Raw genomic sequence first — 13,187 nt, 5'->3', positions numbered from 1 at the left:
TTGCTGGAACTTAACCCGTGAACTGCGACTCAGAGTTACTGAATGGGTGGTGAAGCCCTTCAATGCTCCTATGTTGTGTTAAGTGTTGGCAGATATCTGGACCCCGCCCTAGCGGTCCGGAACTTGGACCCCGAACTTCCCTCCCCATACGAAGTCCGGGGTTTTTTTTCGCCCGCAGAAAAGTTACTCGGTGACTTCCGCGCCCTTGTCTGCCAATTCCATCCAGCCGGCCAGCACGGTGTAAGCATCTTCCAGGCCCAGGCGCTTTGGCGCCGAGAACAATTGGATGGTGATTGCGTCGCCCCAGCCTTTACGGATTTCGGACTGTACTTTGAGCAAGGTGTTCTTGGCGGCGCCGTAGGTGAGCTTGTCGGCCTTGGTCAGCAGGATATGCATCGGCATGCCGCTGGCGACAGCCCAGTCGAGCATCAGCAGGTCGAAGTCGGTCATTGGATGACGGATGTCCATCATCAGGATCAACCCCTTCAAACTCTCGCGGCCACCCAGGTAAGCCTCAAGGTGACGCTGCCAGTGCAGCTTCAGCGGGATGGGTACTTTTGCATAACCGTAGCCCGGCAGGTCGACCAGACGCCGATCATCGTCTAGCTTGAAGAAATTGAGCAGTTGCGTGCGGCCCGGAGTTTTCGAGGTGCGCGCCAGGCTGGCGTGGGTCAGGGTGTTCAGTGCGCTGGATTTACCGGCGTTGGAGCGGCCGGCAAAGGCGACTTCAAAGCCCTCGTCATCGGGGCATTGGTCCACTTTGGCGGCGCTGAGCATGAAGGTGGACTGTTGGCACAGGCCGAGGATGGGGTTCTTGAGTTGCATGAGATTTCCGATGTGGGCGGTGCCGAAAAAGGGTGCGGCAAGCGGTGTCGTTTCCGTTTCAGTAGCGCCAGTATATAATGCCGCAGATTTTGTGTGTGCTTTGTCCCAGCGAAGGATGAAGTTCACGGGAGCGAAAGACCTTTATTGCGCATTAGAACGCAAAACGCTCTCAAACCCTGAAAAGGTCGATGTATGGCCGATGGTTGCTCGCTTTCGGTGTCCTGGTCCCGCTTTCCGGCGCTCAGGCTACACAGGATACGGAGGCGCTGTACAACCGAGTTTGCGTGGTTGCGCTGGCGCTGACACGTGACCCAGGGTTTCAAGGCAATGCCGCCGCGTGGTTTGTGCATGGACTGCAGTACTGAGGATTACCAGGCCGTCATTGAGTTGACGGTGAGTAAACCCGGTAGATAACTCTTAAACCCTTAGCCGTAGTTGGATTAGCTGATGAACAAACTGATCGTGAGTCTGCTGTTGACCTTGGGCATCACAGGCGCTGCCGTCGCTGCAGAGGGCCCCGTCAAAGGTGATGCCACTGCCGGTCAAGCGAAGGCCGCCGTGTGTGGTGCCTGCCACGGGCCGGATGGTAACAGCCCGGCGCCGAACTTCCCCAAACTGGCCGGCCAGGGTGAACGTTACCTGAGCAAGCAGATGCACGACATCAAGGATGGCAAGCGCACGGTGCTGGAAATGACCGGTTTGCTGACCAACCTCAGCGATCAGGACCTGGCGGACCTCGCAGCGTATTTTGCCAGTCAGAAGGGCAGCGTGGGAGCTGCTGATCCTAAATTGGTTGCCCGCGGAGAGAAGCTGTTCCGTGGTGGCGATCTGGAAAAAGGCCTGCCTGCCTGCACCGGTTGCCATTCGCCAAATGGCGCTGGCATAGCCGCCGCCGGCTTCCCGCATCTGAGTGGTCAGCACGCTACCTATATCGCCAAACAGTTGACCGATTTCCGTAAGGAAGAGGCGGGGCGAGCTAACGATGGCGATGCGGCGATCATGCGCACCATCGCTCGCAAGCTGAGCGACGAAGACATCGCAGCCGTCTCCAGTTACATCCAGGGCCTGCACTAAAGGTCCCCGACGTTAACACTCGATTAATCCCGCGATGCAAGCATAAAAAGGGTGGCCCAGGCCGCCCTTTTTTGTGGCCGCTGCCGTTACACTAACGAACTCATGCCCGCGTAGACCTGTCACAACAAAGGTCGCGTGAGGCGACTTTATTTGTCCAGGAGTAAAGCATGCGTAATCTGATCCTCAGCGCCGCTCTCGTCACTGCCAGCCTTTTCGGCATGACCGCACAAGCTGCCGATGTGCCGCTTGAAGCCGGTAAAACCTACGTTGAATTGGCTAATCCTGTACCTGTGTCGGTGCCAGGAAAGATCGAAGTGGTGGAGCTGTTCTGGTATGGCTGCCCGCATTGCTACGCTTTTGAGCCGACCATCAACCCATGGGCCGAGAAGCTGCCCAAGGACGTTAACTTCCGCCGCATTCCTGCCATGTTCGGTGGCCCGTGGGATGCTCACGGCCAACTGTTCCTGACCCTGGAAGCCATGGGTGTGGAGCACAACGTCCACAACGCCGTTTTCGAAGCGATCCAGAAACAAGGCAAGCGCCTGACCAAGCCGGACGAGATGGCTGACTTCGTGGCGACCCAAGGTGTCGACAAGGACAAGTTCCTGGCCACCTTCAACTCCTTCGCCATCCAGGGCCAGATCAAGCAGGCCAAAGAACTGGCGCAGAAGTACGGCGTGCAAGGCGTTCCGACCCTGATCGTCAATGGCAAGTACCGCTTTGACCTGGGCACCACCGGTGGTCCGGAAGCGACCCTCAATGTTGCCGACCAGTTGATCGCCAAAGAGCGGGCAGCCAAGTAAGGGGCCCGCCATGCGCCGTTGGGGTACCGAACGCGTCGTTGGCCTGCATGAGCCGCGGGTCAACGAACACCACCTGGAGGCCACGGGCCTGCCGGCAGACAGCCGTCTGCGCCTGCTCAGCTTCAATATTCAGGTGGGCAACAGTACCGAGAAATACCGGCACTACCTCACCCGTGGCTGGCAGCACCTCCTACCGCACAAGGGGCGTACCGGTAACCTGCAAAAAATCGGCGACCTGCTCAGCGACTTCGACCTTGTCGCCTTGCAGGAAGCCGACGGCGGCAGCATGCGTTCCGGCTACATCAACCAGGTGGAACACCTTGCCCAGCTCGGTGCTTTTCCCTATTGGTACCAGCAACTCAACCGCAATCTCGGGCGCTTGGCACAGCACAGTAATGGTGTGCTCAGCCGCCTTAAGCCAACTGTCATCGAGGATCATCCACTGCCCGGGCCTAAAGGGCGCGGCGCGATCCTCGTGCGTTTCGGTGAGGGCCCGGAAGCCTTGGTGGTGGTGATGATGCACCTGGCACTCGGCGGGCGTACGCGTAACCTGCAGCTTGCCTACGTGCGTGATCTGATTGGCAACTATAAGCACCAGGTACTGATGGGTGACATGAACACCCATGCCAATGACCTGTTGCAGAATTCCCCGCTGCGCGACCTTGGGTTATTGGCGCCGCAAGTCGAAGCCACGTTTCCCAGCTGGCGCCCACAGCGCTGTCTTGACCATATCCTGCTCAGCCCGAGCCTCACACTGGAAAGTGTGCAGGTGCTGGCGCAGCCCATTTCCGATCACCTGCCGGTCGCGGTAGAGATTCGTCTGCCGGGTTCGCTTACGGCTGATGCATTACCCGCGTTGAGCCCAGGCCCTCGCGGACCCCTTGCATGAGCGACGACGCCCAGCGCTGGAAAGAGAAATACCTCAAGAGCATCGAGCAACAAGACAAGCTCGAACGCCGCTGGGCAGCCCGACTCGACTTGCTGCGCCGTGGGCTGGTACGCAGCACGCTGGCCGCTGAAGGGACCGACCGCGCCGTTGATCAATGCATGAAGGAAATGCGTGACGTCGTACGTACCGACGACATGGACGCCGCCCTCGCAGCTTTGCTGCCGCGCCTGGAAAAGGCCGTGCTCGATTCCGAGCAGCGCCGCGAAACCCGGGTCGACCAGATCAGCACCGCGCTCACCGCCTTGGTTGCCCAGTTGCAAAAGCTTCCATTGCCACGCGAGGTGGCCCGCCCGCTGAAAACCTTCGCCAAGCAGCTTGATGGCCGCGTCGGGCAAGCTCGGGAGATACCGCTGCTGCTCAGTGAGCTGAGCAGCCTGCAGGGGCAGGCGCTGAATAACCTGGAGCCTGAGAGCGAAACCGTGCGTCCGGGGCCGGGTCTGTTGCAGCGTCTGTTTGGAAGCAAAGATGCCTCGGGTGAAGACCCGGTGGCCGACGCAGCGCCATTGCCTGCAGCGCCATTGGCGCCGCTGAAGCCCGCTGCGCCACAATCCGCGCCCGAGCCGCAAGAGCCCGCCCAATCGGAAGAGTTGACACAAGCCTTGCGTGCCTTCGCGCCGGCGCCGCAAGCACCCGTAGCCTTGCAGTCCGAGCCGGTTGCACCGGCTAAAGTGGAAGAGGTTTGCAGCGATACATTTGTGTTCGAGGCCCCCGCGCCGGCTCCAGAGCAGCCAGTGGTTGCGTCTGCGCAAGTATCCGAGCCCGAAGTGCAGGAGCCACCGCTGGCAGAGCCGGCTCACGAAAGTGCACTCGCCGCCTTTATCGAAGCACCGCAAACCCAAGTCGACATCCCGGATGAAACCACCATTGGCAGCCTGTCTCTGCCGCCCGTGTTGGAAAGCCCCGAGCCCGACGAACTGCAACCAGACGGGATATACGCCCTACCCGTTTCGCCCGAGCCGTCCTACAGCTCGGTGGCCAAGCATATCGAAGACACTTTACTTGGCTTGCTGGAAGACCTGTCCCTGCCCGAGCGCCATCGGCCCCAGGCCGAGGCCATGCGTGAGCGTCTCGCCCATGGATTGAACTGGTACGAACTGCTGCCGATCCTCGATGATCTGGCGGTGTTGATGCTGGCGATCACCGACAGCGGCCAGCATGAGTTCGAGGCTTATCTCAAGCAGCTCAACGAGCGCCTCGAGGCGTTCCAGGGCCATCTGCAGGTCGCCAGCGAGGACCACGCCGATAGCAGCCTGGCTGCACGGGAACTGGATACGCAGATACGTGAACAGGTCGATGGTCTGCAAAGCAGCGTGCAGGAAGCCGCCGACCTGGGCAGCCTCAAGCAGGTGCTCGAAAGCCACCTCGAAGGCTTGCTCGGCACCATGAACGAACACCAGCAGCAACGCGACCAGCGCGAGCAGGAAGTGGCCGCACGCCTCAAAGGCCTGGCGGAGCGGGTGGCCAACATGGAGCAGGAAGCCCAGGGTTACCGCGAGCACTTGGAGGTACAGCGCCAGAAGGCCTTGCTCGACCCGCTCACCGGCCTGCCCAACCGTGCGGCCTGGAGCGAACGCCTCGATCATGAGGTCAACGCCTGGCATCAGCACGGCAACAGTCTGGCGCTGGCCATGCTCGACCTGGATCACTTCAAGCGCATCAACGATGGCTACGGTCACCTGGCGGGTGACAAGGTGTTGAAGATCATCGCCAATGTGTTGAGCAAGCGCCTGAGGCCTACCGACTTCATCGCGCGTTTCGGCGGTGAGGAGTTCGTGCTGCTGATGCCCGACTCAACCTTGGCGGATGCCTTGGCCGTGGGTGAAGTGCTGCGTGGGGCCATCGAAGCGTGCCCGTTCCACTTCAAGGGCGAGCCGGTGACGATCACGGTGTCCATGGGCGTGGCGCAGTTTCAACCCGGCGAGCGTAGTGACCTGGCACTCAAGCGTGCCGATGAGGCCCTTTATCGGGCGAAGGCGGCGGGACGTAATCAAGTGCAAGCGGCGTAAAAAATGTTCCATTTTTGTAATGTGGCCGCCTGGCGATGAACGTTACGTTACACTATTGCATTATCGTCCTTCAGTGTAATGCTTCCCGCCATGAAATTTTTATATACCGCTTTTGCGTTTCTCCTGCTTACCGCTTGCGCCAGCGGCCCGCGCCTGGATACCAGCCACCCTTCGGTGAACCACGACAACCGTGTGCAGTTCGTTGTCGTGCATTACACCTCAACCAACCTCGAACGCTCCCTGGCGTTGTTGACCCATGGCCAAGTCAGCAGCCACTACCTGATTGGCGACGATGCCTCAGGCACCATCTACAAGCTGGTGGATGAAAGCCAACGCGCCTGGCACGCCGGGGAAAGCGAATGGATGGGCCGCACCTGGCTCAACTCCAGCTCCATCGGCATTGAGATCGTCAACCCAGGGTTCAGCGATACGCCGACGGGGCGGGTGTGGTACCCGTATTCCGAAGCACAGGTGAAATCACTGATAGTGCTGCTCAAGGACATCAGCAAGCGCAATGGCATCGATGCCAAGAACATCATCGGTCATAGCGACATCGCCCCACTGCGAAAGCTCGACCCCGGCCCGTTGTTCCCTTGGAAGCGCTTGGCCGCAGAAGGTTTAGGCGTTTGGCCGGATGCCCAGGCGGTAGCACGATTCCAGGTGCAGTACGCCGCGCAGCTGCCAAGCATCACCTGGTTCCAGGAAGAACTGGCTCGCCTGGGCTACCAGACGCCGCAGACCGGTGAGTTGGATGTGGCCACGCGACACGTAATCGCCGCGTTCCAGATGCGCTTCCGCCCATCGTTGTTTGACGGCACCCCGGATGCTGAAAGTGCTGCGATCCTGCGGACCTTGAACCAACGCTGAGTGTGTAAATGTAGGAGCGAGCAGGCTCGCTCCTACAGGGGCAATGCCATATAGAACTGCGTCCCCTGCCCAGGCCGTGAATACACGCCCATGCGGCCGCCGTGCAATTGCACGATCTCCTTGCACAGTGCCAGCCCCAGGCCCGCACCGCCCTTCTTGCGACCCACCTGCACAAAGGGTTCGAAAATTCGCCCTTGCTGACCATAGGCAATGCCTTCGCCGTTATCCTCGACGCTGATAATCACTCGCTCGCCATGACGACGAGCCTGCAGGCGAATCTGCCCACCTTCGGCGGTGTGGCGCAGGGCATTGCCGAGGAGGTTGTCGAGCACACGCTCCAGTTGCACCTGGTCGGCATAAAGCCGTGGCAATTCAGGCTGGGCTTCTACCAGTAATTCAATGTGTTGCGCGTTCGCCAGCTCGGTGAACCGCGCACGAGCGTGTTCCAGCAAGTCGGTGACGTCGCACGCTGCCAAGGTAAGTTTTTGCAAGCCGTTCTGGTAGCGAGAGAAATTGAGCAGGTCGTTGATCAATTGCATCAAGCGCTGCATCTCTTCATTGACCGTATCCAGCAAGTCCGCTTCCCGGGAATCTGCCGGGAACTTGGCTCGTTCGCGAAACAGGCCGAAGGCCATGTGCATGCCAGTCACTGGCGTACGCAGTTCATGGGAGGCGCGCAACACGAACTCGCTACGCACCCGCTCGAAGGCGCGTTGTTCGGTGACGTCATGCAACACCATAACCGCGCCAAGGATATGCCCCTGTGTGTGGCTGACAGGGGTCAGGCTGTAGGTGAGCAGGCGCAGTTCGCCCTCGACTTCCACCTCCAGGTCATCCGGTGCCCGCTCCAGGTTGCCGCCGCGCAGCACCAGTTGCAGTTGTTCATCCATTTCCGCACGACCCAGAGCTTCGCCCAGGCCTTGGCCGAGGCGATCCTCGTCCCAGCCCAGTTGGCGCTGCGCAACAGGGTTAAGGTGCTCCAGGCAGCCTTGGCGATCAATCATCAACAGGCCGTCATCGATGCTGTCGAGCACCGCTTGCAGGCGCTGTTGGCCTGCCAGCAATTCATCGACATTGGTGGCCTGATGTTGGCGCAACGCTTCGGCCATGATGCCGAAACGGCGAGTCAACTGATTCATCTCCGCTGCTGAAGAGATAGGCAGCGTGACTTCGAAATCGCCTTGCCCGATCTTATCGGCGGCCTTGGCCAGCGCTTCGATTGGCCCGCCGAAACGCCGGGCGATGCCATGGGCCGTGATGAAGCCGATGATCAGCACCGCCAACCCTACCAGCCCGAGGAGGCCGGCAATCAACAGCGCGCGCTCACGAGACTTATGCTCGCTGGTGCTGATGTTTTCCAGGGCTTGCTTGTGATCGGCGATCAGGCCGTTGCGCAGCACATTGAAGGTTTCGGTGAGCTTGTCCTTGCTGCCTGCGAGCGGTGTTGCCTTTTGAGATTGTTCAAATGCCTCAAGCAGGTTCTGGTAATCGGAGCGTGCCTGGCTGAAACCATGGCTTTTACCGTCGAGCTGCTCGTGGGCGATGCCTTGGTCCAGCAGCTCGAAATAGTGCTGCGTCGAGGCTCGCAAGGCATCGGGGTCGGGTCGATTCTCCAGCATCATGATCAACTGGTCGCCCAGGCTTTGACGCAACTTGAGGCCCAGGTCCAGGGTGATGAAATTGCTGCGGATCAACGATTCCTGGGTCTTTGCCATTTGCATGACGCTGACCAAGCCCAGGATCAACCCCAGCAAGGCAACGGTGATCAGCGCTGAAATACTCAGGAATAACCGAGTGCGCAGTTTCATCGCGAGCTTCATAAGGTGCTCATAGGTTGTACTGTTTGCGTTTGCGGTACAGGGTCGACGCGTCGATGCCGAGGGTGCGGGCTGCCTGGTCCAAGGTGTCACTGGTAGCCAGTACGGCGCCGATATGGGCTTTCTCCAGCTCGTCCAGGCTCAGTGCTGCGCCGATACGGGGTGCATTGTTGGCCGGTTGCTCGGCCATCCCCAAGTGGCTGATCTCCACCTTCTCCTGCGGGCAAATGATACTGGCGCGCTCAACTACGTTACGTAGTTCGCGGATATTGCCGGGCCAGCGATAGTTGAGCAGTGCTTCTCGGGCATCAGCACTGAAGCCGCGAGCAGGTCGGGCGTATTCCTTGACGAAACGTGCCAGGAAGCGGTCGGCCAGGGTCAGGATGTCTTCACTGCGTTCGCGCAGCGGCGGCAGGTGCAAGGTGATGACGTTGAGGCGGTACAGCAAGTCTTCACGGAAGCGGCCATCGCGCACCATGTCTTCCAGGTTCAGGTTGGTGGCCGCGAGAATACGCACATCTGCGCGGCGGGTGACTGGGTCGCCCACCCGCTCATATTCCTTGTCCTGGATGAACCGCAGCAGTTTTGGCTGCAAGGTGAGGGGAAAGTCGCCGATTTCGTCAAGAAACAACGTACCGCCGTCCGCTTGGTTAACTCGGCCCAGCGTGCTTTCGCTGGCGCCGGTGAACGCGCCGCGGCTGTGGCCGAACAGTTCGCTCTCCATCAGTTCGGCGGTCAGCGACGGGCAGTTGATGGTCACACAGGACTTTTTCGAACGTTTGCTCCAGCCGTGGATGGCCCGGGCTAGCTCACCTTTACCCGTGCCCGACTCGCCGAGGATCAAGATGTTGGCATCGGTCCCGGCCACCTGCCGGGCAGTTTCCAATACAACCATCATCGACGGGCTGTGGGAGTCGAGCCCATCCTTGGGCTTGCGTACTTCACCTTCCAAGGCTTCCAGACGCGCCGACAGCTGGCGCACTTCCAATTGCTTGGCCGTGGCCAGGCGCAATTGGTCCGGGCTGCAGGGTTTGACCAGATAGTCGGCGGCACCGGCCTGGATCGCGTCCACGGCTGTGTCCACGGCGGAATGGGCGGTGACAATCACCACGCGCATCCAGGGCGCCTGGACACGCATCTGGGCCAGTACATCCAGGCCGTTGTCCTCGCCCAGGCGCAAGTCGAGGAAGCACAAGTCGAACACCTGGCGCTGCATCAGGGCATCGGCCTGGGCGGCGCTGTTGGCGGTGGCTACGGTGTAGCCCTCATCTTCCAGGCAATAACGGAAGGTGCGGAGGATCGCGGATTCGTCATCCACTAAAAGAATGCGGCCTTGTAGCTCCTTGGCTGAATCCATCTGTCCCGCGCTCCTTAACAATAAATGTGATGGTGTTTAGTCCCGGAATAATCGGGCAAGTTGCATGGTTTATTCTGATTCATAAAAGGCATCGTCGTGCAGGTATCTGCATACCCTCCTACATCACGCCGGCTGATGGCGTTTTCATGTTCTCTTGCTACTTCGTCAACCCAGTGTGAGCTTTCGATCCCTTGATCCGACCACTGACCATCGTGCATTTCGCACGGGTGCCACAGGGGCATCGTGCAGGATGCTAGGTGGCATATCCATTGTCATCATATAACTACTTGATTTTATTGAGTTTTATTTTGAAATAAAGCTGGCACGCACTCTGCAATATCTCTCCCAAGAGTGTCATGAACGAATAATCAGAATGCGGGAGAAAAGCAGCATGACTCGCCAAAGCCTCAGGCAACTATGTGTATCGCCGCTGCGTGTGCAGCAGGGACTGTTTGCCAGCCTGGCCTTGATGGTCACGTTGATTGCCGGTCAGCAGATGCATCATTGGCAGCAGAGTCCGCAGCCAGCCCCGCAATTTGAGCGTCCGGTCATGACCCAGACCCATTTCCGTTCCATTGGCAGCGTCAGCGCCGATGTGACTGCCCCGCAATTGAGCCTGGTTGACCAGGATTCCACCCTGGACGAACTGCCGGTTCAAGAGCGCTGGGTGTTCTAGGCACGAAAAGGTCGCTCGTGTCGAGCGACTGCATGGCACTACCGCTGTTACCCCTATAAAAGCGTAAGGAGAATCACCATGTTGAGTTGGGCAATCACATTTCTGATCATCGCCATTGTGGCTGCAGTCCTGGGCTTCGGTGGTATCGCGGGTACCGCCACGGGTATCGCCAAGATTCTCTTTGTGGTCTTCCTGGTGATGTTTATTGCTTCGTTCTTCTTTGGTCGTAAAGGCCGAGGCTGAATATGACCACTTTGCCTTTTAAAGCTATTGCTGCCGCCCTGCTCTTGGGCGGCAGCGGCCTGGCGATGGCCGCCAACGACGGCCAATCCCGAGCCAACGAATTGCTCAGCGCGGATCCGCAGTACCGTGAAACCTGGCAAGACGTGGTCAAGAAAGAAGAGCGCCTGCCGGAATGGGTGATGAACCTGTCGGGTACGGCCGAGCAAATGAATGCCGTCCAAGAGGATGGTGACAAGTATCTGGTGGGGCCACTTTGCGAAACTGCAGATACGTGCCTGAACAAGCGCCTGATCGTTGCCTTCAGCTTCGACAAGGAAGATGCCTATGCCATGTTGGTTGAAGTCCCAGCTGGATTGCCAGCAGACAAGTCCCCGACGCGGCACGCCGATTACCGTTTTCTCGGTAAGCCGAATGAAGGCATGCAAAAGCTGCTGATGGAGCAGCTCAAGAAAGATCCGAATTGGTACTAGGTTCCGTTTGACGGAGCCGGCATCCGTAGAAAGAAGCCGCCTCGCTTCTTTCTGTTTGCATCGCTCGCCTAGGGCGGTGCATGACCAAGGGGCCGGGTTGCTCTGATCGATTTAGATCGGCGTGACCTACGGGTACAGGGAGTACCTGCGAAAGGGCCGGGTCAGGCGAAAAGCTGCGACGCAAGTTCACAAGTCCTCAAGCTTGCTGAACTTGCGGCGGGCTTATGACTCTCATTCCCCGCTTCTGATGCTGTCTATAGCTGAAATTTTGCTTTTTGCCTCTCGCCAACCATTACTGGGTATGTCGACGCGACCATCTATCGAGAAATTTTAGTCCGCGCCATAGGACATTTCTGACGCTAGGTAATGGATTTATCAAGCATTTCTGCCAATCACCTGACGTCGTCCAGCATCTCTGAGCGAGCCTGATTTGGCAGCTTCACGGCATATTCACCCGCCTGAATGGCGTATTCGAACTGACCGTTCGGACAATTATTTTCAAAAAAAGCCATGCCGATTCGGCATAGGGTAGGCGTTTACGGCATTAGACGTCGCTCCCTTGCATGGGAATAGTTGCGCCTTTTTTCGCCTGCCAGTAAGCCATTTCGGCCACGCTGCGGTGACCTTCCATGGAGGCAGATGCACACACTTTTTCGCTTTCGAGCGTTCCAGCTGGCGCATTTGCCTTAAGTCCACTTGAAGTAAGGGTAATGACATGAAGAAGGCAAAGCTAAGCCTCGCCTGGCAGATCCTCATCGGTTTGGTACTGGGGATCGCAATCGGTGCAGTGCTCAACCATTTCAGTGCTGAAAAGGCCTGGTGGATCAGCAATGTGTTGCAGCCGGCAGGCGATATCTTTATCCGCCTGATCAAGATGATCGTGATCCCGATTGTGATTTCCTCGCTGATCGTCGGCATTGCCGGGGTAGGTGATGCGAAAAAACTCGGTCGCATCGGTGTCAAAACCATTCTTTACTTCGAAGTGGTCACCACCATCGCCATTGTGGTCGGCCTATTGCTGGCCAACCTGTTCCACCCGGGCGCTGGCATCGACATGAGTACCCTGGGTACCGTCGATATCTCCAAGTACCAGGCGACTGCCGCCGAGGTGCAGCATGAACATGCCTTCATCGAGACCATCCTCAACCTGATCCCATCGAACATCTTCGCGGCGGTTGCCCGTGGCGAGATGCTGCCGATCATCTTCTTCTCCGTGTTGTTCGGCCTGGGCTTGTCGAGCCTCAAGCCAGAGCTGCGCGAGCCCTTGGTGACGATGTTCCAGGGCGTGTCCGAGAGCATGTTCAAAGTTACCCACATGATCATGAAGTACGCCCCTATCGGCGTGTTTGCCCTGATCGCGGTAACCGTCGCCAACTTCGGTTTTGCCTCCCTGCTGCCGCTGGCCAAGCTGGTTATCCTGGTTTACGTCGCCATCCTGTTCTTCGCCTTTGCGGTTCTGGGCTTGATCGCCCGCCTGTTCGGCTTCTCGATCCTGAAAGTGATGCGCATCTTCAAGGATGAGCTGGTGCTGGCTTACTCCACTGCCAGCTCCGAAACCGTGCTGCCACGTGTGATCGAGAAGATGGAAGCCTACGGCGCGCCGAAGGCGATCTGCAGCTTCGTGGTGCCGACCGGTTACTCATTCAACCTCGACGGTTCGACCCTGTACCAGAGCATCGCCGCGATCTTTATCGCCCAGCTGTATGGCATCGACCTGTCGATCGGCCAGCAACTGATGCTGGTACTGACCCTGATGGTTACCTCCAAAGGCATCGCAGGCGTGCCAGGTGTGTCCTTCGTGGTACTGCTGGCCACCTTGGGCAGCGTAGGCATCCCGCTGGAGGGCTTGGCGTTTATCGCCGGTGTGGACCGTGTGATGGACATGGCGCGTACCGCGCTGAACGTGATCGGCAACGCCTTGGCCGTGCTGGTTATCTCCCGTTGGGAAGGTATGTACGACGACGCGAAGGGCGAACGCTACTGGAACTCCCTGCCGCACTGGCGCAGCAAGGAAGCTCTGCCGGCCGGCGAGACTACTCGCGGCTGATGCCACGATTGCGCTGACGCAAACCCCGGATAATTCCGGGGTTTGTCGTTTCT

General features: G+C 58.7%; 12 protein-coding genes and 1 pseudogene. 10 read left to right on the top strand and 3 right to left on the bottom strand.

The window, feature by feature from the left end:
• Positions 1–183 precede the first annotated feature (183 nt).
• Positions 184–825: a ribosome biogenesis GTP-binding protein YihA/YsxC gene (gene yihA / locus JFT66_RS27570; protein ID WP_034116656.1), complete on the bottom strand. Its 642-nt coding sequence runs from the start codon at positions 823–825 to the stop codon at positions 184–186.
• Between the two features lie 188 nt (positions 826–1,013).
• Between yihA and JFT66_RS29965 the strand changes: the two are divergent.
• The 6 genes and pseudogenes from JFT66_RS29965 (at position 1,014) to JFT66_RS27545 (ending at position 6,524) form a co-directional block, all read left to right on the top strand.
• Positions 1,014–1,239, top strand: a pseudogene (locus tag JFT66_RS29965) (cytochrome).
• A 33-nt stretch (positions 1,240–1,272) separates the two neighbouring features.
• The gene (locus tag JFT66_RS27565; protein ID WP_034116657.1) at positions 1,273–1,899 is read left to right on the top strand and encodes a c-type cytochrome; all 627 of its coding nucleotides are present in this window, start codon (positions 1,273–1,275) and stop codon (positions 1,897–1,899) included.
• Positions 1,900–2,066: 167 nt separating this feature from the next.
• Positions 2,067–2,702: a thiol:disulfide interchange protein DsbA gene (gene dsbA, locus JFT66_RS27560; RefSeq protein ID WP_153837261.1), complete on the top strand. Its 636-nt coding sequence runs from the start codon at positions 2,067–2,069 to the stop codon at positions 2,700–2,702.
• Positions 2,703–2,712: 10 nt separating this feature from the next.
• Entirely contained in the window at positions 2,713–3,591 is an 879-nt protein-coding gene (locus JFT66_RS27555; RefSeq protein WP_034116659.1) for an endonuclease/exonuclease/phosphatase family protein, read from the top strand.
• Positions 3,588–5,657, top strand: coding sequence for a GGDEF domain-containing protein (locus JFT66_RS27550; RefSeq protein WP_034116660.1), 2,070 nt, complete (start codon positions 3,588–3,590; stop codon positions 5,655–5,657). The genes JFT66_RS27555 and JFT66_RS27550 overlap by 4 nt, the downstream gene beginning before the upstream one ends.
• Positions 5,658–5,747: 90 nt before the next feature.
• The gene (locus JFT66_RS27545) at positions 5,748–6,524 is read left to right on the top strand and encodes an N-acetylmuramoyl-L-alanine amidase (protein WP_153837259.1); all 777 of its coding nucleotides are present in this window, start codon (positions 5,748–5,750) and stop codon (positions 6,522–6,524) included.
• Positions 6,525–6,556: 32 nt separating this feature from the next.
• On the opposite strand, the gene JFT66_RS27540 is transcribed toward JFT66_RS27545, so the two are convergent.
• Positions 6,557–8,344: a KinB sensor domain-containing domain gene (locus JFT66_RS27540; RefSeq protein ID WP_034116662.1), complete on the bottom strand. Its 1,788-nt coding sequence runs from the start codon at positions 8,342–8,344 to the stop codon at positions 6,557–6,559.
• A gap of 7 nt (positions 8,345–8,351) precedes the next feature.
• The gene (gene algB, locus JFT66_RS27535) at positions 8,352–9,698 is read right to left on the bottom strand and encodes a sigma-54-dependent response regulator transcription factor AlgB (protein ID WP_034116663.1); all 1,347 of its coding nucleotides are present in this window, start codon (positions 9,696–9,698) and stop codon (positions 8,352–8,354) included.
• Between the two features lie 391 nt (positions 9,699–10,089).
• Here algB and JFT66_RS27530 point away from each other — a divergent pair, with 391 nt between their 5' ends.
• From JFT66_RS27530 to gltP, 4 genes are all read left to right on the top strand, one after another.
• A complete protein-coding gene (locus JFT66_RS27530; protein WP_198860508.1) occupies positions 10,090–10,374 on the top strand; it encodes a hypothetical protein in 285 nt (94 codons plus the stop codon).
• Between the two features lie 78 nt (positions 10,375–10,452).
• On the top strand, positions 10,453–10,617 hold the full coding sequence (locus tag JFT66_RS27525) for a DUF1328 domain-containing protein (RefSeq protein WP_003187386.1): 165 nt from the start codon (positions 10,453–10,455) through the stop codon (positions 10,615–10,617).
• A 2-nt stretch (positions 10,618–10,619) separates the two neighbouring features.
• Complete coding sequence (locus JFT66_RS27520) at positions 10,620–11,087, top strand: inhibitor of vertebrate lysozyme family protein (protein WP_198860507.1); 468 nt, start codon at positions 10,620–10,622, stop codon at positions 11,085–11,087.
• 715 nt (positions 11,088–11,802) lie between these two features.
• Positions 11,803–13,134 (top strand): glutamate/aspartate:proton symporter GltP, encoded by a 1,332-nt coding sequence (gene gltP / locus JFT66_RS27515; RefSeq protein WP_005783475.1) that lies wholly within the window; start codon positions 11,803–11,805, stop codon positions 13,132–13,134.
• Positions 13,135–13,187: the final 53 nt, after the last annotated feature.

Origin of the sequence: Pseudomonas sp. MF6755, from assembly GCF_016405635.1 — a bacterium.
Classification (GTDB): Bacteria; Pseudomonadota; Gammaproteobacteria; order Pseudomonadales; family Pseudomonadaceae; genus Aquipseudomonas; species Aquipseudomonas haemolytica.
The sequence above is the reverse complement of the archived record's forward strand: the minus strand, read 5'-3'. Positions and strand labels throughout refer to the sequence as shown.